Origin of the sequence: Corynebacterium urealyticum DSM 7109, assembly GCF_000069945.1 — a bacterium.
GTDB lineage: Bacteria > Actinomycetota > Actinomycetes > Mycobacteriales > Mycobacteriaceae > Corynebacterium > Corynebacterium urealyticum.
The window spans coordinates 2,229,114-2,255,322 of the sequence record NC_010545.1; the positions used below are offsets into that span (position 1 = coordinate 2,229,114).

Below are 26,209 nucleotides of genomic sequence, written 5' to 3' on the forward strand. Positions count from 1 at the left end.
TGTGTGTTTTCCTAGCGCGTGCGCTCGCCGCCGAGGATGTTCTCGATGAGCTCCCCCGCGATCTCCAGGGCGGGTCGCGTTTCGCGCTTCCCGGCCTCCCCGGTGGCGAGGTCGTCCATGATTTCGTCTTGCTGCCTGCGTAGGGCTTCCTCGGGGTCGGTGGGTTGGGTCCTTTGATTTGGGACGTCAACCCCTTGGCCTCCGAAAGCCCCACCGTTATTGGCCTGCCCGGCGGGGTGTGGGCCGCCCGGCTGGCCGCCCTGCGGGGCGCCGCCGGCCGGCCTGGGGCCTGCGTTGCCTGCACCTGGTGCGGGGCCGTTGGGGTAGCCGCCGGGGCCGGAGTCCCAGGGGTCCTCCGGCGGTTCGTCCGGGAGGGGGACACCATTGAATCCGTTGGCGAGCTTGTATTCCCTGCTGGCGGCGTATTTTGCGGCTCGGGCCCGCCATCCGCTTTGGGGCTTGGGCTCTTCGGTGTGGCTTGGCCTCGTGGGCGCCGGGGTTGGGGACGTTGCCTGGGCGGCGCTGGCTTCGGCCATGCGGCGGGCGCGCTCGAGGGCGCTGGCCCCCGCGCTGGGTTGGGCAGGCTGGGCGGGCTGGGTGGCCTGCGTCGGGGCAGCCTGGCCGAAGCCAGCCGCCTCACCCGGCGCGTCCTGGCCAGCGCTAGTCCCCTCGCCCAGCGCCTGGCCGGAGCCAGCCGCCTCGCTCGGTGCGTGCCCGCCGGCAGCGTTCGCACTGCTTGGCTCCGCTGTGACAGCGGGGGCCTGGTTCGCCGCAGCGTGGTCGGGCCCCACCTGGCCGGGCTCTGCCTGGCTTACCGCAGGCTGGCTTACCGTCGAGTGGCTAGCCTCCGCGCCAGTGGCGTTATTCCCGCTGGTCGTGCTGGTTGGGGTTGCCGACTCCGCCGGGGCCTCCTCAGCTGAGCCGGCCTGGGCTTTTCCCGGGTTATTCCCGCCAACGGTGGCGAGCACTGTGTGCGCGGCGCCGAGAACCTCCTCGGCCGCCTTGCTATAGATCGGGGCATTGCGGTCGCTGTTGACGAACTTCGCCAGCGCTCCCGTGGCATGCTCCACCACGATCTGACCTGCGGTCGGCTGCTCCGCGGCCAGGGTGGCGTCGCGGCCGGCGATCCAGGCGCTCAGGTCGTGCTCGCGCACCTTCTCCAGGATCTTCTGCCATGCCTGCTCGTCGACCTGAGCGGCGTCACCAGCGGGGGCGGTCGCCGCAGCCGAGGTGTCCGCAGGGGCGTCGGTGGATTGTGCCGCCTCTACGGGTGCCTCGGCAGGCTGCCCGGTCGGCTGCACGGAACGCTGCTCAGTGTTCTCGGCCTGGGCATTCCCCGACTGGGGCTGCTGGTCAGAGGGCTCTACACCGCTGACCTCTGTGCTGGCCTGCGACTGCGACAGCGACTGTGCCGCGGCGCCAGCGCGCTGGGACTGATCCGCAGCTGCCTGCTGCGGTGCCTGAGCTGCAGACGGCTGCGGTGCCTGGCCCGCGCCTGCCTGCTGCGATACCTGGCCCGCGTTCGCGTGGGCGGCGGCACGGCGACGGTCCATGATCTCCCGAGCCTCGCGGGCCTGGGCGATCGCCGGGTCCTCGTCCTGTGCACCGGCAGCGTTGCTCTCCTGCCGGGCAGACTGCGCTGCGGCGTTCACATCTTGAGCCGCTGGCTCTGCACCCTGCTGCTCCTGCGCGTTATCCGCGGGCTGCTGGGCGCGTGCTACTTCTGCGGTCTCCTGCACAGCTGGCTTCTCCGGCTGAGATGTTGCCTCCTGAGTGGCCGGAGCAGCTCCCTGCGCGGCGCTCTGCCCATCAGCCTGCTCACCACTCTGGTCCGCCGCCTGCTGGCCAGGCTGACCGGACTGTGCGGGCGCACCAGCTTGCGCGGACTGACCCGGCTGCGCGTCAGCATTCCCCGGCTGCTCTGGCTGCTGCGGTGCCGCTCCCTGCGGCTGTGCGCCCTTCGGCTCTGCGCCCTGCGACACCGCGTTTTGCGGCTCCGCAGCACCCGACTCCGCCGATGCAGCCTCCGCCGACGCCTTGCGACGCCGCGGTCGCTCATAACGCTTACCGCTCGACAAGCCGGACGCGTCCCCCGTCGGGGACGCCCCAGCACCCACGGCCGGGCTCGCCAGCCCACCGCTGGCGCCCATCGGCCCGGCAGCGCGCACCCCCGTGCCCTGCTCCAACGCCTCAACACGCTGCGCGAGCGCCTCCACCGTCATACCCGCGGCCGGAAGCGCCATCCGCGCGCACAAAATCTCCAACAGCAACCGCGGCGACGTCGCCCCACGCATCTGCGAGAGACCATCGTTGACCACCGCAGCACAGCGCGTCAGCGTCGCCGGCCCCAACGCCTCGGCCTGCTGCCGCAACGCGTCCTGCTCCTGGGCCGGAACATCCACCAGCCCGCGCTCGAAAGCATCCGGGACCGCCTGAACAACCAGCAGGTCACGGAAGCGATCCAACAGGTCCATCGCGAAGCGGCGCGGATCGTAACCGGCGTTGATGACGTCGTCGACAACCGCGAACAAGCCCGCCTGATCCTGGGCAGCCAGCGCCTCCGCGGAACGGTCCAGCAGCGAGGAGTCCGTCACTCCCAGCAGCGCCACCGCGCGCTGATAAGTCACGCCCTCCGGACCCGCACCGGCAAGCAGCTGATCCATAATCGACAGCGAATCACGCGGCGAACCCCCGCCCGCGCGCACGACCAGCGGATACACGGCGTCCTCAACCACCGCGCCCTCGTCGGCGACGATGCGCCCCAGCAGGCCGCGCATATCCGGCGGGGTGAGCAGCCGGAAAGGGTAGTTGTGCGTCCGCGACCGGATCGTCGCCAGCAGCTTCTCCGGCTCGGTGGTCGCGAAAATGAAGATGAGGTGCTCCGGCGGCTCCTCCACGATCTTCAGGAGGGTATTGAAGCCCTCCGTGGTGATCATGTGCGCCTCATCGATGATGAACACGCGGTAGCGGGAATCCGCGGGCGCGTAGAACGCCCGGTCGCGCAGCTCCCGCATGTCGTCCACACCGCGGTGGGAGGCGGCGTCCAGCTCGGTGACGTCCAAGCTTCCCGGGCCACCAGGGGCGAGCGCGATACAGGAATCGCACTTCCCGCACGGCGTGGACGTCGGCCCCTCCACGCAGTTCAGCGAGCGCGCGAGGATGCGTGCCGAGGAGGTCTTACCGCAACCGCGCGGGCCCGAGAACAAGTACGCATGGTTGATGCGCCCGCTATCCAGCGCGACGGACAGCGGTTCGGTTACATGCTCCTGCCCTACGACCTCGGCAAACGAGGCCGGGCGGTACTTCCGGTATAAAGCCACGCCCCTAGGTTACCCGGCGCACCAGACACGCCAATTCGTGTTCCATAGGGCGCCCCTAGCGCAGGTCGTTGCCGTCACCATCCGAATCGTAGGGGCCGGACTTCGTCAGGATGAGGATGAACTCCACAAAGGCCCAAATCTGCACGGCGAAGATAAAAGGGATTCCGATGAGGACGATAGCGGTGGCCCATCCAAAGATCGTGAGGCCGAGCTGCCACTTCGCCCGGGTCGTGTAGTTCAAATAAAAGTTGTGTACGCCCAGGGACCCCAGGAAGAAAGCCAGGAGCGCCGCCACAGCCCAGGACTTCGGCTCAGCGTTCTCTGCGTGAAAGCCCTGCTGCACCCCATGCGAGTAACCGGGGTACGCCGGATAGTTCCCAGCCCCATACTGCGGCGGCATGCCCTGCATCTGGCCCCCATAGAACGAGGAACTATGGGCCGGGCCCCCGGAAGCATGACCTCCATGGGCAGGCCCGTACGACTGGCCACCATATGGCGAGCCCCCCTGCGTATGAGGTCCATAGCTCCCCATCCCGGTGGGGTAGCCGGGCACATTTGGGTTCCCCTGATGCCCAGCAGCGCCCGCACCGAATTGATCCTGATATTCATCAGCCAAGGGGTTGTAGGGGTTCTGGAAGTCCCCGAGTCCGCCCATCGGATCGCCAATGAAGGGATCCTCCCCGTGGGGATTATTTGCCCTTTCACCGGAGTAAGGGTTCTGTGCCGCCATCGGTTCCCTCCGTTTTCTGCCTCGCGGCCCGTCGAAACGGGCCGCCTCGTTTAGCGCATCAGATCGTTGATATTGACCTGCTGCTCGACCAAGTAGTTCTGGAGTTCATCCACGCCGTTGCGCCCCTCGTCGGCAGCGCGATCGAGGATATCCAGCTCGGCGTCGGTAATCATCACCAGCTGGGCCGGTACTGTCAGCCGACCCGGGTGCGTGTAGTCGAAGCCCTTGTCGCTCACCGGACCATCCGCACCGATCTGGTCGGCCTTCTTCTCCTCATTCCCGCCGTCGCCAGCGATCTCATGAACCTGCGGAACACCCTTCTCCCAGAGGAAAGGCACGATCAGCAGCCCGTGACGAGCGGAAAGCCCCTCGCGCACGTGGTCACCCAGGCCACGCATCACCGTGCCGGGCTGCGGGGTCCACACGCCGGGGTCCTGGGAGACCATCGTGGCGGCGGCTGCCACCAGGTTCGGCGCAAGATCATCGTGACCCGCGGCCACCGTGACCAACTCGACGCGCACTTCGGTACCCGGCTCTGCCTCCAGACCGACCTCGATGCGACCAGCGTCCAGGCTCATCGCAACGGTCTCCGGCGCGGCCGTGCCGTCCCCGCCAAGAGCGACGGATGCGGCGGCGAACTCCGGGAAGGACTCACCAACCCGGTAGGTGTCCACTTCGAGGGGCTCGGGCAGCAACTGCTCGACCCAGGCGAAAGTTTCCTCTTGGTTCATGTGTCCTCCTTCAGCTCCGACGCGGCCAGGTGTTAGGCCCCGGCCTCCACTGCCTCGATCGCCGCGAGCAGCACGCAGGTCGCAAAACCGTCCATCGCCAGGCGCACCTGCTCCGGCTCCGGCATCGACGGTGCCAGGCGCAGGTTCTGGTCCTTCGGGTCCTGCTTCAGCGGGAACGTCGACCCCGCCCCGGTCAGCGCAACACCGGCCTCCTTGGCCAGCTCAACCACGCGGCCGGCGGTCCCCTCGACTACGTTGACGCTGATGAAGTAGCCACCAGCCGGGTCGGTCCACTCCGCAACCCCCAGGCCGCCGAGGCGCTCCTCCAGGATCTCCACGACCGCACGGAACTTCGGGGCCAGGGAGCCCGCGTGCTTCCGCATCAGCGCGCGCACTCCCTCGGCATCACCGAAGAACTGCGCGTGAGCCAGCTGGTTGACCTTGTTCGGACCAATGCCGCGAACGATCGCGTGGCGCTTCCACCAGTCCAGGTTCTCCTCAGAAGAGGCGAAGAAAGCCACGCCGGAACCCGCCTGCGTGATCTTGGAGGTCGAAGACATACACCAGAAACGATTCGGGTTGCCTGCTTCTGCGGCGAAGCCGAGGACGTCGTACACCGGCGGGAACTCCTCCGTCAGGGTGTGGACGACGTAGGCGTTGTCCCACACGATGCGGAAGTCCGGTGCCGCGGCCTCCAGGGACGCCAGCTCGCGGCAGACGTCCTCAGAGTAGAGAGTGCCCGTCGGGTTGGAGAACATCGGGACAGCCCACATGCCCTTAACCAGCGGATCCTTCACCAGCTCGCGGACCTGATCCAGGTCCGGGCCATCCTCGAGGAGATCCACGGTGATCATCTCGAAACCGAAGTGCTCGGTGATCGTGTGGTGGCGGTCGTAGCCCGGCACCGGGCAGATCCACTTGAGCTTCTCGCCCTGCTCCGCTGCCTCCGCAGCCTCGGCTGCCCACGGCTTGGCGGAATCGTTGGTGCCGAAGGTGTAGGCCCAGGTCACCAGGTCGAAGGCCATGTTCAGGGAGGAGGCGTCGCCGCAGACGATGTTCTCCGGGGCCACGCCGATGATTTCCGACCAGATGTTGCGGATATCCGCGATGCCGGTCAGCCCGCCGTAGTTGCGGGTGTCCGTACCATCGGCGGCGGTGAAGTTCTTGCCCGGGAGGCTGAGCAGATCCACCGCGAAGTCCAGCTGTTCGGCGGACGGCTTACCGCGGGTGAGATCCAACTTCAGGCCCTGGGCCTTGAGATCTGCGTACTTCTTCTCGACCTCTGGCTTGAAGGAAAGAAGCTGGTCACGGTCGATGTTTGCGAGCTGCACGGTGCTGACGCCTCCTGCGTATGGGGCTCAAAGAATTCTGTGGCAAATACCATTTTTGATTCTAACAAGCGCCCCGGACACGGGCTTGTTCCGTAGAGAGTGTCCGATTGTTTGTGTGCGGGGGCTTGGTTTACAAGTAGTCCGCGAATCGGTCGGGGTAAGCCACGGCTAGTTGGTTGATGGCTTGTTTCCACCCGGTGGCTTTCGCTCCTTCAATATAGCCATTGCATTCGATGTCGCGCTTTGCTTTTTTCGCTCGCTGGGCAGCGCGCTTGTCTTCGATGTTGCAGATCATCAGCCACAGCGTTTTCAGCGCCGCGGTGTCGTTCGGGAATTGCCCGCGGTTACGGGTAGCTTTACGCAGTTCAGCGTTGAGCGATTCGATCGAATTCGTGGTGTAGAGCACCCGGCGGGCCGCTGGCGGGAACTGTAAAAACGGCACGAACCGGTCCCAGGCGTCGCGCCAGACTTTGACCGATTGCGGGTATCTCTGGCCCAGTTCACTGGCCTGGAACGCGTCCAGGCTGGCACGTGCGGTGTCCTCGTTGGCGGCCGTGTAGACCTCACGTAGCGCACGGGAGACAGATTTGCGGTCCTGATGCGACACCCACCGGTTCGAAGCCCGAATCAGGTGCACAATGCAGGTTTGCACCATGGAATTCGGCCAGGTTGCCTCGACAGCTTCCGGCAAGCCTTTCAGCCCGTCGCAGCACACGATGAACACGTCCTGGACGCCACGGTTGGCCAGATCCGCGCACACCGATGCCCAGAAGGCAGCGCCTTCATTATCGGCAATCCACAATCCCAGGATGTGCTTGATGCCGTCCATGTCGACACCAACCGCCATGTAGCAGGCCTTATTGACCACGCGGTGACCGTCACGGATTTTCACGCGTAGCGCGTCGAGGAAGATCACCGGGTAAAACTCGTCGAGCTGGCGGTTTTGCCAGATCATGACCTCGTCTAACACCGCATCGGTAATGGTGCTGATCGTATCTGGGCTCATATCCACCCCGAGCGTGGTCGCGAGGTGATGCTGAATATCGCGCACTGTCATCCCACCGGCGTATAGCGAGACGATCATGTCGTCGAGCTCTGTGAGCCGCCGTGCGCCCTTGGGCACCATCTTCGGAGTAAACGTGCCGGCACGATCCCTGGGCACGGTCACTTCCACCGCGCCGTAGCCAGAACTGACGGTCTTGGTGTACGACCCGTTGCGGTGATTGCCGCCGTGCACGGGTTCAACCTGGGCTTTGGACTTGCGGTCGGAGTGGCTATAGCCCAAATGCGCATCCATCTCCGCCTGCAGACCAGCGTTGATTGATGCCTGCAGCAGGCCTTTGACCAGCTCGCTGGCATCATCAGCGGAGGTCGACAGCTCGCTGATCAGGCTAGCCAGCTCAGGATTTTCCATCAGCTTCTCGCTGATCTCGTTGACCCTCGCCGGGTCATGGCCTTTCTTCGGTGACACAGTAGTCATTATCGGTGACACTCCTTCTCGATCAGAGCCTCACACACAAACTTCCTGACACCCTCGTTCCGTATAGGCGAGCAACCCCCAGCAGATACCATCCGAGGGTTAAGTAAAGAAAAGTGTGTCCGCATGCCACCATAACCCCAGACCACACACCACAAATCACCAAAGAATAGCTCCCCGAAAGCTATTACCCACACCATCCCGCACCTCCGGCCACATTTGTGCTAACCGCACACCGGTTGGATTAAAGGATGACCACCAACCGCCCCAGCTGCCCACTATGCGGCAACAACACAAAGAAAAACGGCACCACCAGCAAATCAACCACCCGTTGGCGCTGCACCCACTGCGGACACTCCTTTACCCGCAACACCCAAACCCACAACAAAAACACCGCCACCATGGCTTTGTTCATCCAATGGGCCACCGGCACCCAATCTCTAACCACCTTCGCCGCACACCATGGCGTAACCAGGCAAACCATGCACCACCGATTCCGATGGTGCTGGTGGATCATCCCCACACCCACCATCGACTCATTCCGCATCCATGACCAAATCTTCCTCGACGCGACCTATCTAAAGTCCGGATGCCTCCTGATCGCAGCCAGTAAAACCCACGTCATCAACTGGACCTGGGCCAGACACGAAACCACCGCCGCCTACACCGAACTCCTACGCCCCATTGCCGCACCACTAATCGCAGTCACAGACGGCGGACAAGGTGCCCAATCAGCCATCCACCACTGCTGGCCAACAACACGCATCCAACGCTGCCTCGTCCACGCCCAACGAACAGTCCGCCGCCACACCACCAGCAACCCCCGCACCGATGCCGGCAAAACCCTCTACCGCCTAGCCCTGAAACTCACTCGCATCACCGACCTTGACCAAGCATCCACATGGGTCGCCCACCTGCACGAATTCGACCACACCTACCGGGAATGGATGAACGAGAAAACCACCATCAAAGACCCCGTTACCGGCGCCTACACCAAGGTCTACACCCACCAACGCGTCCGAGCGGCCTATCAATCATTGCTATCTCTGCACCGCAGAGACCTGCTGTTTACCTACCTGCAACCCCCACCAACAACCATCGACCCCGACAACCTTGCAGCAACAACAAACAGCCTCGAAGGTGGCATCAACGCCCCCATAAAAGAACTAGCGCGCAGACACCGCGGACTATCACTACCGCATCAACGCACAGTGATGGATTGGTGGCTGTATCTACATACAGAAGTCCCTGACGATCCGGTCAAGATCGCCAGGGACCAACGATGGGGTCAAGACGCACTTTCCACAGCAACAGACCTGATCACCCACGACACCACAGCCACTACCAATGACATCGGTGCACCAGCAGAATACGACACCGCCATCGACACCAGCTACCAACACAACCTCGGCATCCAAAAAGGCTGGATCAAATAACCGCAACACGCCCGGAAAAGACACACTTTTCTTTACTTAACCCTTACTTAACCCCCATCCGAGGGTTAAACGACAAAATGTGTGTCCGGATTCGTCGATTTGTTTGGGTTGATCAGGGGTAATCCGGAAAGTATATGCTCCAGGAGCTTATATCCGCCCCGGGGCAGCGAAATACCGGGTGTGACAGCAGCGTGTGGTAGGGGCTGGTGTTGGCTTGATCAATGCCAAAGAACAGACCACGCTGCCACTGCGGCGGGGAGATGAAACGCAACGGTAAGACCTGCGCCAACCGCACCCGGTGGCGGTGCAAAATCTGCGGCGCTTCCACCACCAAGCAGCGCCCCGATATCACCAACTCAGCAGCCTTCGCAGCATTTATCACCCACCTCACAACCGGTGCGAGCTTGGAAACCGCTGCCGCCGAAGCAGGGTGTCATCCGCGTACCCTGCAACGCCGGTTTGAACACTTCTGGCTAGTTGATGTCCCCGATCCCACGATCGGGCACGAAGGCCGGGTCTACGACCAGGTCTTTCTTGACGGCACCTACACCGCCGGCGGATGCTTGATTGTTGCCGCCACCTTGGATCACGTCATCGCTTGGCACTGGTGCACACGTGAGACCACCCGCGACTACCAAAGGCTCCTCGAACGTATCCCCGCGCCCCTGATCGCTGTCATCGACGGCGGCCAAGGCGCTGCCAGCGCAATCAAGACATGCTGGCCTGCAACGAAAGTGCAGCGCTGCCTCGTTCACGCCCAACGCGTGGTGCGTCGGCACACCACCTCACGCCCCCGCACCGATGCAGGACGAGCGATTTACCAGCTTGCGCTCAACCTTACGAAGATCACCGATCTTGACGAGGCGGCCGCGTGGGGTGCGCAACTGCACGAATACGGCACTATCTACCGCGACTGGATGAACCAGAAAACGTTCACAACCGACCCGGCGACACGGCAACGCACCTGGTCATGGACGCATGAACGCACCCGCAAGGCCTACAACAGTCTCAACCACCTGTGGCGCAACCAGCTGTTATTTGTCTATCTCGACCCACCTGACGGTGTCCTCGATGTCAGACGGATCAAATCCACCACCAACAGCCTGGAAGGCGGCATCAACGCCCAGTTGAAACTGCTTGCCCGCACCCACCGCGGCAGATCCGGTGAACACCAACGCCGGATGCTGGATTGGTGGCTGTATCTGCAAACGGAACTGCCTGACGACCCTGTTGAGATCGCCAGGCAGTCCAACTGGGGCCAGGACCAACTCGCCAAAGTATCCACCCTGACCCAACACGAGAACCAAGCCGACCACGAAACTGGACGACCAGCCCTCTACGACAACGCTATCGACACCGACTACACACACTCAATCGGCATCCAAAAAGGCCACATCTAACCCCGCGACACGCCGGAGTCAGACACACAGGGTTAAGGGTCAAAAAGTGTGTCCGGAATCGCGGATTTTCACGGATTGACCTGTAGGTTTCCGGAAAGTATATGCTCCGGAAGCATATATCTAGCCCCCGACGGGAAATCCTCGGTGTGGCAGCCGTGATGTGCTATGCGCGGCGTGGTGTGGTGTCGCAATGTCGAAGAACCAACCACGCTGCCACTGCGGCGGTGAAATGAAACGCAACGGCACCACCAGCAAAGGCACCACCAGATGGCGCTGCAAACAATGCGGCGCCTCCAGCGTCAAACGTCGAAACGACATCACCAACGCGGCAGTGTTCACCCAGTTCATCGAGCATTGCACCACCGCAATATCACTCGACGACCTAGCCAAACGAAACGGTGTTAGCCGCGCCACCATGAAGCGGCGCTTCAAGTGGTGCTGGCTCGTTGATGTGCCTGACCCCACCGCCGGCCACCACAAGCGGATCTACGACCAGGTATTTCTCGATGGCACCTACACCGCCGGTGGCTGCCTGATCGTCGCGGCGACCATCGACCACGTGATCGCCTGGCACTGGTGCAAACACGAAACCACCCGCGACTACCAACTGCTGCTTGAACGCATCGAAGCCCCACTCATCGCCGTCATCGACGGCGGCCAAGGCGCATACAGCGCAATCAAAAAGTGCTGGCCGACTACGAAAATTCAACGCTGCCTCGTCCACGCCCAACGCGTGGTCCGCCGCTACACCACCACCAACCCACGCACCGATGCCGGGCGCACCATCTACCGACTTGCGCTGAAACTGACCCGGATCACCACACTGGATGAAGCCGCCGCGTGGGGTGTGCAACTGCACGAGTTTTCAACGATCTACCGGGAATGGATGAACGAGAAAACCATGATCAAAGACCCCAAAACAGGTGCATGGACCCGCGTGTGGACCCACCACAACGTGCGCAAGGCCTACAACAGCCTCAACCATCTTTGGCGGTCCGAGATGCTGTTTGTCTACCTCAACCCGCCAGCAGGAGTCCTTGCGCCCGAGCGGATCAAATCCACCACCAACAGCTTAGAAGGCGGCATCAACGCCCAGCTCAAACTGCTCGCCAGAACCCACCGCGGCAGATCAGGCGAACGACAACGCCGCATGCTGGATTGGTGGCTCTACTTAAAAACGGAACTGCCTGACGATCCAGTACGAATCGCCAGGCAGTCCGACTGGGGCCAGGGCCAACTCGCCAAAGTATCCACCCTGACCCAAACCGAGAACCAAGCCGACCACGAAACAGGACGCCCAGCCCTCTACGACAACGCTATCGACACCGACTACACCCACTCAATCGGCATTCAAAAAGGCCAAATCTAACCCCCGCGACACGCCGAGCCAGACACACATTTTGACCCTTAACCCTTTAAATGGATATAATTAGACCCATGTTGATTTCAGGTACCGCTTTCTTGCGGTTGCGCACCAACCGCTAAGGCGGTTTCCTACCCCGTAGGTTAAAAACCGCTCCAGTCCTTTAGCCGGGCGGCTATTTGTCATGCCCGGCTCCCTTTCAAATCCAAGGAGCACACCTGATGTCTGCATACGGACACGGCCGTCACGAGCATGGCCAAAATTTTCTCACCAACCACAAGATCATCAACTCCATCATCGACCTTGTGAAACAAACCTCCGGCCCCATCATTGAGATCGGACCAGGAAGCGGTGCCCTCACTCACCCGATGGCCCACTTGGGGAGGGCGATAACGGCAGTTGAAGTGGACGCAAAACTAGCTGCCAAAATCACACAAGAAACCTCCTCGGCGGCGGTCGAAGTGGTCCATGATGATTTCCTTAACTTCCGGTTACCCGCCACTCCCTGCGTCATTGTGGGAAACATTCCCTTTCACCTCACCACTGCCATTCTTCGAAAGTTGCTGCATGCGCCAGCATGGACTGACGCTGTACTCCTCATGCAGTGGGAAGTCGCTCGCCGCCGGGCCGGGGTAGGCGCAAGCACGATGATGACGGCTCAGTGGTCCCCATGGTTCACATTTCACCTGGGTTCTCGGGTACCAAGGTCTGCTTTCCGGCCACAGCCAAACGTTGACGGGGGGATCTTAGTGATCCGCCGGGTGGGTGACCCGAAGATTCCGATAGAGCAGCGCAAAGCCTTTCAGGCGATGGTGCACACCGTTTTCACTGCCCGGGGACGCGGGATAGGGGAAATTCTCCGAAGGGCAGGGTTGTTTTCATCACGTTCAGAAACACAATCATGGTTGCGCTCGCGAGGAATCGACCCCGCGACCCTACCTCCCAGATTGCACACCAACGACTGGATCGATCTCTTCCAGGTGACTGGTTCCTCTCTACCTCACCATCGACCCATTTCACCATCGGGAAGTAGTCAACGACCTCCTCAACGGAAAAACCGAAGCCGGCGGCGTTAATCCCCACCAAAACCGAAATCCACCAGTAGTACTAAAAGGGCTCTTCCGGTTTTAGAGTGCATTGATTAGTTCGCCGGGGGTTCGGGCGTGGCACAAGATATTGGGGTCCTTGGCTTTGTAGGAAAAAGGTATCTAATCCATCCGTACAAAACTAAGGACCTACTGTGCAGCCTAACGGAAATGTCATCGTCGATACCATCTGCCGCACCGCAAAACTAGGAACTACTATCACCGGTGCCACAGAAAACGGTGACGTCACTGTTATTGAAGCCGAACCCGTCGAGCCGATCAATGAATGCCCTACCTGCGGGCAGCCTGGAGTATTCCGCGACCACGTCATCCGCAGCCTGGTCGATCTGCCCATCGTCGGCCACCCAACAACTTCATGTGCGCCTTCCACGCTACCGGTGCACCAACAAGCGTTGCTTGCAGAAGATCTTCCGTGCTGGCCTTGCCTGCGCGCCCGACAATTCAAAGACCACGGACCAGGTGACCCACTGGATCCTGCAACGACTCTGCCTAAATCGGATGAGCGTTGCCGCTGCACCCAAGTCATTAGGCCTGGGGTGGGATATGAAGTGTCCCAGGTTTTGTTCCGTTTGATGAAACCCGTTTTTGAAACAACGTACGGAGCACAACGCACGCCGATGCCAAAGCTTCCGCAACATCGACTACCTCATCAAACCCACGACAGTGGGATTCACACCCTCAATCCCCACGCGTGCAATCTGGGTTAAGGGTCAAAAAGTGTGTCCGGAATCGCGGATTTTCACGGATTGACCTGTAGGTTTCCGGAAAGTATATGCTCCGGAAGCATATATCTAGCCCCCGACGGGAAATCCTCGGTGTGGCAGCCGTGATGTGCTATGCGCGGCGTGGTGTGGTGTCGCAATGTCGAAGAACCAACCACGCTGCCACTGCGGCGGTGAAATGAAACGCAACGGCACCACCAGCAAAGGCACCACCAGATGGCGCTGCAAACAATGCGGCGCCTCCAGCGTCAAACGTCGAAACGACATCACCAACGCGGCAGTGTTCACCCAGTTCATCGAGCATTGCACCACCGCAATATCACTCGACGACCTAGCCAAACGAAACGGTGTTAGCCGCGCCACCATGAAGCGGCGCTTCAAGTGGTGCTGGCTCGTTGATGTGCCTGACCCCACCGCCGGCCACCACAAGCGGATCTACGACCAGGTATTTCTCGATGGCACCTACACCGCCGGTGGCTGCCTGATCGTCGCGGCGACCATCGACCACGTGATCGCCTGGCACTGGTGCAAACACGAAACCACCCGCGACTACCAACTGCTGCTTGAACGCATCGAAGCCCCACTCATCGCCGTCATCGACGGCGGCCAAGGCGCATACAGCGCAATCAAAAAGTGCTGGCCGACTACGAAAATTCAACGCTGCCTCGTCCACGCCCAACGCGTGGTCCGCCGCTACACCACCACCAACCCACGCACCGATGCCGGGCGCACCATCTACCGACTTGCGCTGAAACTGACCCGGATCACCACACTGGATGAAGCCGCCGCGTGGGGTGTGCAACTGCACGAGTTTTCAACGATCTACCGGGAATGGATGAACGAGAAAACCATGATCAAAGACCCCAAAACAGGTGCATGGACCCGCGTGTGGACCCACCACAACGTGCGCAAGGCCTACAACAGCCTCAACCATCTTTGGCGGTCCGAGATGCTGTTTGTCTACCTCAACCCGCCAGCAGGAGTCCTTGCGCCCGAGCGGATCAAATCCACCACCAACAGCTTAGAAGGCGGCATCAACGCCCAGCTCAAACTGCTCGCCAGAACCCACCGCGGCAGATCAGGCGAACGACAACGCCGCATGCTGGATTGGTGGCTCTACTTAAAAACGGAACTGCCTGACGATCCAGTACGAATCGCCAGGCAGTCCGACTGGGGCCAGGGCCAACTCGCCAAAGTATCCACCCTGACCCAAACCGAGAACCAAGCCGACCACGAAACAGGACGCCCAGCCCTCTACGACAACGCTATCGACACCGACTACACCCACTCAATCGGCATTCAAAAAGGCCAAATCTAACCCCCGCGACACGCCGAGCCAGACACACATTTTGACCCTTAACCCGACACACATTTTGTCGTTTAACCCTCCGAGGCACCCCGCCTCAATAAAAAGAAACCCCAGGTAGCGAACTACCTGGGGTTTCCCAACTGCGGAGGATGAGGGATTTGAACCCTCGAGGGGCGTGAGCCCCGCACGCGTTCCAGGCGTGTGACATAGGCCGCTAGTCGAATCCTCCGCTGACTACTATACCCAGGGCCACCAAGCGCACAAAATCCCCAGCGCTCGCAGCATTTTCCGGTCACGCGAGGGATGGCCCCGAAAGCGCTATGAGGTCGGTCCAGTCAGACCAGCCTCTAACCCCACGGGGCCAACCCGACACCGTCACGCCCCCACACCAACGCCCGCACAGATGCGAGCGTTGGCCAGGGCCGTGGCGATGCGTTATGCTTTAGGCGGATTCCGCGTGGCGTGCATCTTGTGAACTCCCCCAGGGCAGGAATGCAGCAAGGGTCAACGAGCTCTCACGGGTGCGCGGGGTCCTTTTATTTTGCCCAAAAACTTCGCCGCTACCTGCCAGCCTGCTGATCGCGCGCCCGTTCCGCACGCACGGACGCCACCATCAGGCCCACGAAATTCAGCCCGATCAGGCAACCAACGAGCAGGAAGACCAAGCCCGCAGCCCACAGTCCCGAGGAATCACCGGCGGCAGCCCACAAGGACCACGCGAGCGAGAACCCCGCGGTGAAACCCAGCACAACGCCCAGCGCGCCGGCGAAAAGCCAGCGGGTCCGCAGCGAAAGCATCACCACCGCAAACACCGCGCCGGCACCGCACGCGACCACTTGCCAATCGGCATAGGGGCCACCCATTGGCAGGCCTAGCTGGTCAGGGGTCCAGCTGAGGAAAAGAACCCAGACCACGAGCCCGGCAAAGAACGCCCGCACCCCAGCGCGGGGTTAAGTAAAGAAAAGTGTGTCTTTTCCGGGCGTGTTGCGGTTATTTGATCCAGCCTTTTTGGATGCCGAGGTTGTGTTGGTAGCTGGTGTCGATGGCGGTGTCGTATTCTGCTGGTGCACCGATGTCATTGGTAGTGGCTGTGGTGTCGTGGGTGATCAGGTCTGTTGCTGTGGAAAGTGCGTCTTGACCCCATCGTTGGTCCCTGGCGATCTTGACCGGATCGTCAGGGACTTCTGTATGTAGATACAGCCACCAATCCATCACTGTGCGTTGATGCGGTAGTGATAGTCCGCGGTGTCTGCGCGCTAGTTCTTTTATGGGGGCGTTGATGCCACCTTCGAGGCTGTTTGTTGTTGCTGCAAGGTTGTCGGGGTCGATGGTTGTTGGTGGGGGTTGCAGGTAGGTAAACAGCAGGTCTCTGCGGTGCAGAGATAGCAATGATTGATAGGCCGCTCGGACGCGTTGGTGGGTGTAGACCTTGGTGTAGGCGCCGGTAACGGGGTCTTTGATGGTGGTTTTCTCGTTCATCCATTCCCGGTAGGTGTGGTCGAATTCGTGCAGGTGGGCGACCCATGTGGATGCTTGGTCAAGGTCGGTGATGCGAGTGAGTTTCAGGGCTAGGCGGTAGAGGGTTTTGCCGGCATCGGTGCGGGGGTTGCTGGTGGTGTGGCGGCGGACTGTTCGTTGGGCGTGGACGAGGCAGCGTTGGATGCGTGTTGTTGGCCAGCAGTGGTGGATGGCTGATTGGGCACCTTGTCCGCCGTCTGTGACTGCGATTAGTGGTGCGGCAATGGGGCGTAGGAGTTCGGTGTAGGCGGCGGTGGTTTCGTGTCTGGCCCAGGTCCAGTTGATGACGTGGGTTTTACTGGCTGCGATCAGGAGGCATCCGGACTTTAGATAGGTCGCGTCGAGGAAGATTTGGTCATGGATGCGGAATGAGTCGATGGTGGGTGTGGGGATGATCCACCAGCACCATCGGAATCGGTGGTGCATGGTTTGCCTGGTTACGCCATGGTGTGCGGCGAAGGTGGTTAGAGATTGGGTGCCGGTGGCCCATTGGATGAACAAAGCCATGGTGGCGGTGTTTTTGTTGTGGGTTTGGGTGTTGCGGGTAAAGGAGTGTCCGCAGTGGGTGCAGCGCCAACGGGTGGTTGATTTGCTGGTGGTGCCGTTTTTCTTTGTGTTGTTGCCGCATAGTGGGCAGCTGGGGCGGTTGGTGGTCATCCTTTAATCCAACCGGTGTGCGGTTAGCACAAATGTGGCCGGAGGTGCGGGATGGTGTGGGTAATAGCTTTCGGGGAGCTATTCTTTGGTGATTTGTGGTGTGTGGTCTGGGGTTATGGGAGAGTGTCCGATTGTTTGTGTGCGGGGGCTTGGTTTACAAGTAGTCCGCGAATCGGTCGGGGTAAGCCACGGCTAGTTGGTTGATGGCTTGTTTCCACCCGGTGGCTTTCGCTCCTTCAATATAGCCATTGCATTCGATGTCGCGCTTCGCTTTTTTCGCTCGCTGGGCAGCGCGCTTGTCTTCGATGTTGCAGATCATCAGCCACAGCGTTTTCAGCGCCGCGGTGTCGTTCGGGAATTGCCCGCGGTTACGGGTAGCTTTACGCAGTTCAGCGTTGAGCGATTCGATCGAATTCGTGGTGTAGAGCACCCGGCGGGCCGCTGGCGGGAACTGTAAAAACGGCACGAACCGGTCCCAGGCGTCGCGCCAGACTTTGACCGATTGCGGGTATCTCTGGCCCAGTTCACTGGCCTGGAACGCGTCCAGGCTGGCACGTGCGGTGTCCTCGTTGGCGGCCGTGTAGACCTCACGTAGCGCACGGGAGACAGATTTGCGGTCCTGATGCGACACCCACCGGTTCGAAGCCCGAATCAGGTGCACAATGCAGGTTTGCACCATGGAATTCGGCCAGGTTGCCTCGACAGCTTCCGGCAAGCCTTTCAGCCCGTCGCAGCACACGATGAACACGTCCTGGACGCCACGGTTGGCCAGATCCGCGCACACCGATGCCCAGAATGCAGCGCCTTCATTATCGGCAATCCACAATCCCAGGATGTGCTTGATGCCGTCCATGTCGACACCAACCGCCATGTAGCAGGCCTTATTGACCACGCGGTGACCGTCACGGATTTTCACGCGTAGCGCGTCGAGGAAGATCACCGGGTAAAACTCGTCGAGCTGGCGGTTTTGCCAGATCATGACCTCGTCTAACACCGCATCGGTGATCGTGCTGATCGTATCTGGGCTCATATCCACCCCGAGCGTGGTCGCGAGGTGATGCTGAATATCGCGCACTGTCATCCCACCGGCGTATAGCGAGACGATCATGTCGTCGAGCTCTGTGAGCCGCCGTGCGCCCTTGGGCACCATCTTCGGAGTAAACGTGCCGGCACGATCCCTGGGCACGGTCACTTCCACCGCGCCGTAGCCAGAATTGACGGTCTTGGTGTACGACCCGTTGCGGTGATTGCCGCCGTGCACGGGTTCAACCTGGGCTTTGGACTTGCGGTCGGAGTGGCTATAGCCCAAATGCGCATCCATCTCCGCCTGCAGACCAGCGTTGATTGATGCCTGCAGCAGGCCTTTGACCAGGTCGCTTGCATCATCAGCGGAGGTCGACAGCTCGCTGATCAGGCTAGCCAGCTCAGGATTTTCCATCAGCTTCTCGCTGATCTCGTTGACCCTCGCCGGGTCATGGCCTTTCTTCGGTGACACAGTAGTCATTATCGGTGACACTCCTTCTCGATCAGAGCCTCACACACAAACTTCCTGACACCCTCGGTTATGGTGGCATGCGGACACACTTTTCTTTACTTAACCCCCAGCGCGCGCCGTGCCAAGCAGCTTCCACCAATCGCCACTCGCTACCACGTCCTGCCCGTTCTTCTGCTCACGGCGTTGCACAAGCCAGGTCGCGAGCAACTGCAGACCGAGGGGAAGTGGCCCGACAATGACGTACACCAGCAGTACGCCAAGCACGAGATTGATAACTGAACTCATAGAGCAATTTTACCGCCAAAAGCTCTCCCCGCCGCACTCGCGGCCGCGTGATGAAGAACACCTCCGGGCCCCTCTCCACGCAGCTTCCGCAATCCCCCGCGCAGCACCGCACCCGTGGGTTAGCGTGATCCCATGACAGCCCGCACTGAACACTCTTCCGCCACGACCGCCCAGGAAGCCTCCGCCCGGAACGAGGGCCCCGCCTCCCGCCACGGCGAGGTCACGTTGAACGTCGAGGACGGCATCGCCTACGTCACCCTTCGCCGTCCCGGCAAGCTGAACTCCCTCACCCTGTCCGTTCTCGACGACCTGGTCGCCACCGCGCACAGAATCCGCCGCGACCGCACGATCCGGGCCGTCATTCTCGCAGGTGAGGACCACAACTTCACCGCGGGCCTGGACTTCGGCTCCGCGTTGAAGACCCCCGCTGGCATCGCTAAGGCCTTCGTTCCCCGGCCGTGGCGCGGCACCAATACTTTCCAGGAGGCGTGCTGGGCTTTCCGACGCCTGCCCGTGCCCGTCATCGCGGCAGTCGAGGGCTTCTGCTTCGGCGGTGGGGTACAGCTCGTCGCGGCCGCGGATTACCGCTTCACCACCGCGGACGCCCAGTGGTCCGTGCTGGAGGCCAAGTGGGGCCTGATCCCGGACATGTCGGGGATCTTCTCCCTCAAGCAGCTACTGCCCATCGATACCGCGAAGCGCCTGACCATGACCGGCGAGGTGTTCGACGGCACCCGCGCCGTCGAGCTGGGGCTCGCCTCCGAGGTCGCGGAGGACCCTGCCGGGGCCGCCCGCGCCCTCGCCGAGGAGCTGGCAACCCGCTCCCCGGATTCGGTGGCCTACGCCAAGCGCATCATCGACGAGACCTGGACCGCCGGCCCGCGCCGCACCTTCTTCATGGAGCGCGCCCGCCAGGCCCGCCTGCTGGTCGCCAAGAACACCAAGATCGCGCAGAAGGCTGCAGCCAAGGCGCGCGGCGCGGTTGTGGACGCTCGCTTCAAGCCCCGCGAGGTCCGCTAGCCCAGGTACGTCACCGGCTCGCGGGAGAGCAGCTCCGGGCGGAAGCTCTCCGCCCAACCTTCGAGGATCTCCGCAGGGACCGCCCCCTGCGCCAGGGCGTCGCGCACCCTCGCGGCAGTCACGCCCACGGCCTCCCCCAGTGACTCCCCGATCCACGCCAGGGCATCGGCCACCCCGAGCTCGCGCATCGTGACCGCCCCGTCGCGCTTCGCTAGGCGCTTGCCCTCCGGTCCGAGAACCAGCGGCACGTGCAGGTACTCCACCTCCGGCAACCCCAGCAGCCCGGCCAGGTACGCCTGCCGGGGCGCGGAACTCAGCAGGTCATCCCCGCGAACCACCTGGTCCACGCCCGCGAGCGCATCGTCCACCACGACGGCCAGGTTGTACGCATACTCGCTGCCATCCAGCTGCGCGGTGTTCCCGCCGCGCCGCAGCACCATGTCATCCACCTCGCCGGTATAGGTCCCTTCTTTCAGGACGTCACTGCCCAACGCTTCCCCGGCCGCGAAGCCTTCGGTGATCGTGTGGGTGGTGACCAGGCTGGCCGGGGTGGCGGCCGAGGTAGAAAGATCACCGACGCGCAGCCTTAATGCTGGGCTGCGGCCCGCCTCGGCGAGCTCCGCCCGGCGCGTGCTTCGTTCCTCCTCGCTGAGATTCCGGCAGGTCCCGGGGTACGCGCCTGGGGCGGTGTGCGGGGCGCGGGAGGCCTCCTGGATCTCCTTGCGCGAGCAGTAGCACTCGTAGACCCGCCCCTGGTCAGCGAGCTTCTGCAGGGCATCGGCGTAGTGGTCGAGGCAGTCGCGCTCGTAGACGATCGGCCCGTCGTGGGTGATTCCGAGTGCGGCGAGGTCCGCGAGCTGCCGGCGGGCGGATTCTTCCGAGGAGCGCTGGGCATCAATGTCGTCGACGCGCAGGTGGAAGGCCCGGCCACTGTGGCGGGCGAAGAGCCACGCGAGGATCGCGGTGCGCAGGTTGCCCAGGTGCAGGTCGCCGGAGGGGCTCGGCGCATAACGACCAGCTCCCTGCTGTGCTAAACCGGCGCCCCCGTTAGCCAAGGCGCTGCTCCCAGCCCGGCCCGTAGTAGCGGCCCATGAACTCCGCACGGTACTCCTCGAAGCGGCCCTCCAGCATCGCCTCCCGGATGTTGTCCACCAGCTTGATCATGAAGTGCAGGTTGTGCAGCGTGCACAGCGTGCCCGCGAGGTATTCCTTCGCACGCAGCAGGTGGTGGATGTAGGCGCGGGTGTAGTTCTCGCTCACATAGCCACCCACCTCGGCGTCCACCGGCGTGAAGTCCCGGCGGAAGCGCGCGTTGGAGAGGTTCATCCGCCCATCGAGCGTGTACACCCCACCGCGGCGGCCGAGCCGGGTGGGCGCCACGCAGTCGAAGGTGTCCGCACCAGCGGCGATGGCAGTGAAAAGGTCATCCGGCTCGGAGATGCCCAGCAGGTGCCGTGGCTTGTCGTCCGGGAGCTCCTGGGAGACCCACTCCACGATGGTTCCGAGATTCTCCTTCTCCAAGGCACCGCCGATGCCGAAGCCGCCGAAGCCGCGCTTGCCCTCTGCCTCAGCCTCCTCGGAGAGCTGCACCAGCCCGCGGGCTGCCTGCCGGCGCAGGTCCTCGTACTGGGCGCCCTGCACCACGCCCCACAGGGACTGCAGCGGCCGGTGGCTGCGCAGCTCCGTCTGGCGCTGGTGCTCCTCCAGGCAGCGCTTCGCCCAGCGGTGGGTGCGGGCCACCGACGCCTCCTGGTAGGCCCGGGTATTCGCCAGCGTGGTCAGCTCGTCGAAAGCGAACATGATGTCCGCCCCCAGCTGGTGCTGGATCTGCATGCTGACCTCGGGGGTGAAGCGGTGCTTGGAGCCGTCGATGACGCTGCGGAAGTCCACCCCGTCCTCGTCCACGATCGCCATGCGCTTCTTCTGCTGCGCGATGACCTTATCTTCGGAGACCTTCGAGTCCATCGCGAGGACCTTCTTGTAGCCCACACCGAGGCTCATGACTTGGAATCCGCCGGAGTCCGTGTAGGTCGGCCCGTGCCAGTTCTCGAAGGTGGCCACGCCACCGGCTTCGTCGACGATGTCCGGCCCGGGCTGCAGGTAGAGGTGGTACGCGTTGGAGAGGATCGCCTGCGCCCCCGCGGATCGCACCTGCTCCGGGGTCAGGGTCTTCACCGTCGCTTTGGTTGCGACGGGGATGAAGGCGGGGGTGTTGATGTTCCCGTGCGGTGTTTTGAGCACGCCCACCCGCCCCTGCGTCAGCCGTGTTTCCCGGTCCCCTTCGCCGGAGTGCGATGCGATCGGGTCGGTCACCTCGCCCAGGGGCTTGAGGAGCTCGAAGGACGTATCAGTGGCAAACCCGGCCGCGTCGTGCGGTGGCTGCGAGTGGGATCCGGAAGTCATAACCGACAGTCTAGTGCTCGCCCCGGACCCCACACGCCTAGCGCTTGGCAGCCTCGCCGATCTCCCCGCTGGCGAAGGCATTCTCCAGGGCCGAGCCCTCGACGTCCACGGTGGGCAGCACCTTATCCAGCCACTTCGGCATCCACCACGTCCCCTTACCGAAGAGGAACATCAGCGCCGGGACGAACGTCATACGGATGAAGAAGGCGTCGAAGAGCACGCCCGCGCCGAGCGCGAAGCCGAAGATCTGGATGAACGGCAACGGCTGGAACACGAAGGACGCGAACACGCCAATCATGATCAGCGCCGCCGCCGTCACCACCTGCGCGCCCAGCGAGAAGCCACCGATCACGGAATCCTCCACCGCGGTATAGCGCGAACCGCGCGCCGCGACCTGCGAATCGTGCAGGAAACGCTCGCGCATGCGGGAGACGATGAACACCTGATAGTCCATCGCCAGGCCGAAGGTCACGCCGATGAGGAAGATCGGAACGAAGCTGATCAGCGGGCCCGGCGAGTGCCACAGCCCCCACAGGCCCTCCTGCCAGAACAGCACCGTCACGCCGAAGGCCGCGCCCACCGAAAGCAGGAACCCAAGTGCCGCGATCAGCGTGACCACGATCGAGCGGAAGACCATGAGCAGCAGGATCAGCGCCAGCCCCACCACGAGGCCCAGGTAAATCGGCATCGCGTCGGCCAGCTTGTCGGTGACGTCCTGCTGGATCGCTGTCAGGCCGGTAATGCCGATCGTCGCGCCGGTCGCCGCCTCGATCGCCGCCTGCTGTGCCCGCAGCGTGTGGATCAGCTGCACGGTCCGGTCATCCGTCGGGCCCTCCTTCGGCGTGACCAGCAGCTGCGCGGCGGTCTCGTCCTCACTCATGCCGACGATCTGCGCGTTCACCACGTCCGAGTTCTGGCGCATCTGGTCCGCCGCGTACATGAACGTCGCCTGCGCCGGGCTCGGTTGGTTTTCCGACGTCGGTTCCGTGCCGCCACGGTAAGGCTTCAGCGCCTCCGCATCCGCGCGGGCCTCAGACCCGTCCACCACGACGAGCATCGGGGCATTCTTACCGCCTCCGAAGCCCTCCTCCAGCATCTCCGCGGATTTGCGCTGTGTGGAGGTCACGTTGGCCGTCTTATCCGAGGGCAGCGCCAGCTCGAGGTTCAGCACCGGGATCGACAGCCCAGCCAGCACCACCATCACCAGGGCAAGCATCAGCCCAGGCACGCGGTGCACGAGCTTCACCCAGCGCACGCTGATAGTGTTCTTCTGCTTTTCCGGTGGCACGGCGCGGGCCTCCGTGTCGTGCGGGCCGGCGGCCTCCTTCTTGAACACCCGATCCCCGAGCACGCCGAGCAGCGCGGGCAGCAGGGTCAGGGCCACCAGCACGGCGATGAAGACATTCGCCGCGGCCGCGTAGCCCATATACGTCAGGAAGGTGATGTTCGCCAGGCGCAGCGAGACCAGCGCGATGATCACCGTCAGGCCGGCGAAAACCACCGCCGAGCCCGCCGTGCCGGTCGCCAACCCGATCGCATCCAGTCGGCTGCGCCCGTGCCGCAGCTCGTCGCGGTAGCGGGCCATGATGAACAGTGCGTAGTCGATACCGACCGCCAGGCCCAGCATGAGGCCCAGCGTGGGCGTCATAGAATTCAACGGCACGAAGAAGGTCGCGCCGACCGTCAACAGCGTGCCAATACCGATGCCAACCACCGCGGTGAGCAGCGGCAACCCGGCGGCAAGGAGGCTGGCGAAGGTCACCCACAGGATGATCATCGCCACCACCAGACCAGCGATCTCACTGATCGGTTCGACGGCGACGGGGTCCGCGAAGCCCAGACCACCGGCCTCGACGGTGAGCCCTGCGTCGCGAGAGATGTTCATCGCCTCGGTGACGGCGGCACGGTCCTCGTCGGTGACGTCCGCGGGGACGGGGACGTCGAAGGTGAAGCTCAGCACGCCGGTGCGGCCGTCGTCGGAAACAGCGCGGAGGGTGTGCGCGTCCAGCAGTGCGGTCTCGCGCGGCAGCCCCATGTCCATTTCCTGCTTGACGAGCTCCTTCTGCAGCCCGTCGTTCATCGTCACGGGATTGTGCAGCTGGAGGGTGTCGCCGAGGTGCGAAACGTCCTTCTTAATGGCCTCGACGGTGCGGTCCATCGCAGCCATGTACTCGGGGTCCTTGAGCTGCTTGCCCTCCGGGGCCTGGAATACGACGTTGACGATCGATTCCTCGCCAGGGTCGCCCATCTCGGGGAACTTCTCCTGGAGCAGCTCGGTGGCGTGCGTGGAGGGCATGTCCTCGATTTCGAAGACGTCGTTGAATCCCTTCTGGCTCGTGAGCGCGGCCGCGCCGATACCGACGAGGACGACCAGCCAGATGCCGATGGCGAGCCACTTACGAGTAAAGGACCAGCGTCCGAGGTGAAACAGGAACTTCGCCACGAGCTAAGGGGCCTTCCATGCCGGGAAAAGGGGTATCGCTCCCAGCCTAATGGGTCGGGGCTTAGGTGCCCTAAGCGTGTATTAGCCGCTGGGCAGAAAAAAACCCCGTCCGGGAAGGACGGGGATCGTGTTGCGGTGGCGGAGGGATTTGAACCCTCGGAGGTTTTACCCTCACTCGCTTTCGAGGCGAGTACCTTCGGCCGCTCGGACACGCCACCAGGATCACAGCCAGGTGGCCATGAAAACCTTCGATAAGAGTAGCAAAACCGCACCCGCGCCCCAAAAGCCACGTCAGCGCTTCGGCAACGACCTGTGCCGGCGGTGCCCGGCTCCCCGCAGGGTTAGCGGAGCTTCTCGAAGAAACCCCGCAGGAGCTGCTCGCACTCCGGCTGCAGCACGCCCCCGCGCACCTCGGCCTTGTGCAGCAAAGCCTCCCGTGGCAGGTCCCACACGCTGCCGCACGCCCCGGTGCGGGGCTCGTAGGCGCCGAACACGATGCGACCCACCCGCGCCCCCAGGGCAGCTCCCGCGCACATCGCGCACGGTTCCAAGGTCACGACCAAGGTGCAGCGCTCCAGCCGCCAGGAATCTCCGAGAGCTCGGACCGCCTGCCGCAGCGCGAGGACCTCCGCGTGCGCCAGAGGGTCGGCGTCCTGCTCGCGGCGGTTCGTCGCGGTGGCCAGGACGGTGCCGTCGGCGTCGACGACCAGCGCACCGACCGGAACATCCCCCGGCGGCGTGGAACAGGCGACGTCGATGGCCTGCCGCATCAGCTCCTCGTCAGCGACGTGCCCACCCTGCCGGGGCAGACCGCCCCCGATGAGCCGGTCCGGTTGGGCCGGGCTGCCAGGCTCAGTCGTCATCGTCCTCGTCGTCAGGCAGGTTGGCGTCCAGCAGGTCGGAGAGCTCCTCGTCGAAGCCCAGCTCCTCAGCCACACAGATCAGCTGCTCCGCCGGGTAGTACTCCGGATCGTCGAAAACAACCGTGAGCAGTTGCTCGGACACACCCAGGTCCTCCAGCATGTCGAATTCACCCTCTGGCCAGGGGGTATCGTTCTCGTCGGCCTCGTCGGCCTCTTCCTCGGTGGGGGTGTCGACGTCCAGCTCGTCGAGCATGTCGGTCGCCAGGTAGTCATCGATCGCCGCGGTGGCGTCCGACATCAAAATCCCCACTCCACCAGGGACGGGGCGCACGATCGCGCACCAGGAGTCCTCGATACAGACCAGCCCCAGAACGGCACCTTCGGCGCGTTCGCTGCGGAGGTGGTCGACGAGGCTCTCGAGGGAATCGGTCGCGTCATCAGGCAGCTCGCGGAGCGCCCAGCCATGCTCGGTGCTGGTCGCCACGACAGCGATCGTGTCGAAGGAGTCAGTGTTACTCATGTTTCGGATTTTAGCCGGTCGCCGGGCGTGAGTCTGCACCGCGGAGCCACCCATTGTTGGTGTCGTTCCGGCTACCCTGC

General features: G+C 62.8%; 21 protein-coding genes, 2 tRNA genes, 1 other RNA gene and 1 pseudogene. 9 read left to right on the forward strand and 16 right to left on the reverse strand.

Features of this window, described 5'->3' with window-relative positions:
* Positions 1-11: 11 nt before the first annotated feature.
* From CU_RS09580 to CU_RS09600, 5 genes are all read right to left on the reverse strand, one after another.
* Positions 12-3,320, reverse strand: a complete 3,309-nt coding sequence (locus CU_RS09580; protein ID WP_012361146.1) for a DNA polymerase III subunit gamma and tau — start codon at positions 3,318-3,320, stop codon at positions 12-14.
* Between the two features lie 55 nt (positions 3,321-3,375).
* Complete coding sequence (locus tag CU_RS11010; RefSeq protein WP_231837670.1) at positions 3,376-3,720, reverse strand: TM2 domain-containing protein; 345 nt, start codon at positions 3,718-3,720, stop codon at positions 3,376-3,378.
* 380 nt (positions 3,721-4,100) lie between these two features.
* Entirely contained in the window at positions 4,101-4,781 is a 681-nt protein-coding gene (locus CU_RS09590) for a hypothetical protein (protein ID WP_012361148.1), read from the reverse strand.
* 32 nt (positions 4,782-4,813) lie between these two features.
* A complete protein-coding gene (locus CU_RS09595) occupies positions 4,814-6,112 on the reverse strand; it encodes an aminotransferase class I/II-fold pyridoxal phosphate-dependent enzyme (protein WP_012361149.1) in 1,299 nt (432 codons plus the stop codon).
* Between the two features lie 130 nt (positions 6,113-6,242).
* Complete coding sequence (locus CU_RS09600; RefSeq protein ID WP_012361150.1) at positions 6,243-7,592, reverse strand: IS256 family transposase; 1,350 nt, start codon at positions 7,590-7,592, stop codon at positions 6,243-6,245.
* Positions 7,593-7,840: 248 nt separating this feature from the next.
* Between CU_RS09600 and CU_RS09605 the strand changes: the two genes are divergently transcribed.
* From CU_RS09605 to CU_RS09620, 7 genes and pseudogenes are all read left to right on the forward strand, one after another.
* On the forward strand, positions 7,841-9,025 hold the full coding sequence (locus CU_RS09605; protein WP_012361151.1) for an IS256-like element IS3503 family transposase: 1,185 nt from the start codon (positions 7,841-7,843) through the stop codon (positions 9,023-9,025).
* Positions 9,026-9,246: 221 nt separating this feature from the next.
* Positions 9,247-10,425, forward strand: coding sequence for an IS256-like element ISCur2 family transposase (locus CU_RS09610; RefSeq protein ID WP_012361152.1), 1,179 nt, complete (start codon positions 9,247-9,249; stop codon positions 10,423-10,425).
* A 190-nt stretch (positions 10,426-10,615) separates the two neighbouring features.
* Entirely contained in the window at positions 10,616-11,794 is a 1,179-nt protein-coding gene (locus CU_RS09615; protein ID WP_005323424.1) for an IS256-like element IS1249 family transposase, read from the forward strand.
* Positions 11,795-11,862: 68 nt separating this feature from the next.
* The gene (locus CU_RS11165; RefSeq protein WP_011116968.1) at positions 11,863-11,910 is read left to right on the forward strand and encodes an erythromycin resistance leader peptide; all 48 of its coding nucleotides are present in this window, start codon (positions 11,863-11,865) and stop codon (positions 11,908-11,910) included.
* A 99-nt stretch (positions 11,911-12,009) separates the two neighbouring features.
* Entirely contained in the window at positions 12,010-12,864 is an 855-nt protein-coding gene (locus tag CU_RS10545) for a 23S rRNA (adenine(2058)-N(6))-methyltransferase Erm(X) (protein ID WP_011117480.1), read from the forward strand.
* Between the two features lie 164 nt (positions 12,865-13,028).
* A pseudogene (locus tag CU_RS10750) lies at positions 13,029-13,446 on the forward strand (transposase family protein); the annotation flags it as partial.
* Positions 13,447-13,755: 309 nt separating this feature from the next.
* A complete protein-coding gene (locus CU_RS09620; RefSeq protein ID WP_005323424.1) occupies positions 13,756-14,934 on the forward strand; it encodes an IS256-like element IS1249 family transposase in 1,179 nt (392 codons plus the stop codon).
* A 134-nt stretch (positions 14,935-15,068) separates the two neighbouring features.
* Here CU_RS09620 and CU_RS09625 read toward each other — a convergent pair.
* Positions 15,069-15,154, reverse strand: a tRNA-Ser gene (locus tag CU_RS09625).
* A 216-nt stretch (positions 15,155-15,370) separates the two neighbouring features.
* Between CU_RS09625 and ffs the strand changes: the two genes are divergently transcribed.
* An RNA gene (ffs, locus tag CU_RS10555) (signal recognition particle sRNA small type) lies at positions 15,371-15,465 on the forward strand.
* A 20-nt stretch (positions 15,466-15,485) separates the two neighbouring features.
* Here the strand turns inward: ffs and CU_RS10215 are convergent.
* The 4 genes from CU_RS10215 to CU_RS09645 all read right to left on the reverse strand — a co-directional run bounded on the left by CU_RS10215 (position 15,486) and on the right by CU_RS09645 (position 18,880).
* The gene (locus tag CU_RS10215; RefSeq protein ID WP_148264209.1) at positions 15,486-15,788 is read right to left on the reverse strand and encodes a hypothetical protein; all 303 of its coding nucleotides are present in this window, start codon (positions 15,786-15,788) and stop codon (positions 15,486-15,488) included.
* 127 nt (positions 15,789-15,915) lie between these two features.
* The gene (locus CU_RS09635) at positions 15,916-17,100 is read right to left on the reverse strand and encodes an IS256-like element IS3503 family transposase (protein WP_012361151.1); all 1,185 of its coding nucleotides are present in this window, start codon (positions 17,098-17,100) and stop codon (positions 15,916-15,918) included.
* 154 nt (positions 17,101-17,254) lie between these two features.
* A complete protein-coding gene (locus CU_RS09640) occupies positions 17,255-18,604 on the reverse strand; it encodes an IS256 family transposase (RefSeq protein WP_012361154.1) in 1,350 nt (449 codons plus the stop codon).
* A gap of 90 nt (positions 18,605-18,694) precedes the next feature.
* Positions 18,695-18,880, reverse strand: a complete 186-nt coding sequence (locus CU_RS09645) for a hypothetical protein (protein WP_012361155.1) — start codon at positions 18,878-18,880, stop codon at positions 18,695-18,697.
* A gap of 132 nt (positions 18,881-19,012) precedes the next feature.
* Between CU_RS09645 and CU_RS09650 the strand changes: the two genes are divergently transcribed.
* Positions 19,013-19,900 carry a crotonase/enoyl-CoA hydratase family protein gene (locus tag CU_RS09650; RefSeq protein ID WP_012361156.1) on the forward strand — a complete coding sequence of 296 codons (888 nt, stop codon included), beginning with the start codon at positions 19,013-19,015 and terminating at the stop codon, positions 19,898-19,900.
* On the opposite strand, the gene gluQRS is transcribed toward CU_RS09650, so the two are convergent.
* The 6 genes from gluQRS to CU_RS09680 form a co-directional block, all read right to left on the reverse strand.
* Complete coding sequence (gene gluQRS / locus CU_RS09655; protein ID WP_050816653.1) at positions 19,897-20,955, reverse strand: tRNA glutamyl-Q(34) synthetase GluQRS; 1,059 nt, start codon at positions 20,953-20,955, stop codon at positions 19,897-19,899. The genes CU_RS09650 and gluQRS overlap by 4 nt on opposite strands.
* Entirely contained in the window at positions 20,948-22,384 is a 1,437-nt protein-coding gene (tgt, locus tag CU_RS09660; protein WP_012361158.1) for a tRNA guanosine(34) transglycosylase Tgt, read from the reverse strand. The genes gluQRS and tgt overlap by 8 nt, the downstream gene beginning before the upstream one ends.
* The gene (locus CU_RS09665; protein WP_012361159.1) at positions 22,341-24,746 is read right to left on the reverse strand and encodes an MMPL family transporter; all 2,406 of its coding nucleotides are present in this window, start codon (positions 24,744-24,746) and stop codon (positions 22,341-22,343) included. The genes tgt and CU_RS09665 overlap by 44 nt, the downstream gene beginning before the upstream one ends.
* 133 nt (positions 24,747-24,879) lie before the next feature.
* Positions 24,880-24,964: transfer RNA gene (locus CU_RS09670), tRNA-Ser, on the reverse strand.
* 123 nt (positions 24,965-25,087) lie between these two features.
* A complete protein-coding gene (locus CU_RS09675) occupies positions 25,088-25,684 on the reverse strand; it encodes a nucleoside deaminase (RefSeq protein WP_012361160.1) in 597 nt (198 codons plus the stop codon).
* Positions 25,599-26,129 (reverse strand): tRNA adenosine deaminase-associated protein, encoded by a 531-nt coding sequence (locus CU_RS09680; RefSeq protein ID WP_231837671.1) that lies wholly within the window; start codon positions 26,127-26,129, stop codon positions 25,599-25,601. The genes CU_RS09675 and CU_RS09680 overlap by 86 nt, the downstream gene beginning before the upstream one ends.
* Positions 26,130-26,209 lie beyond the last annotated feature (80 nt).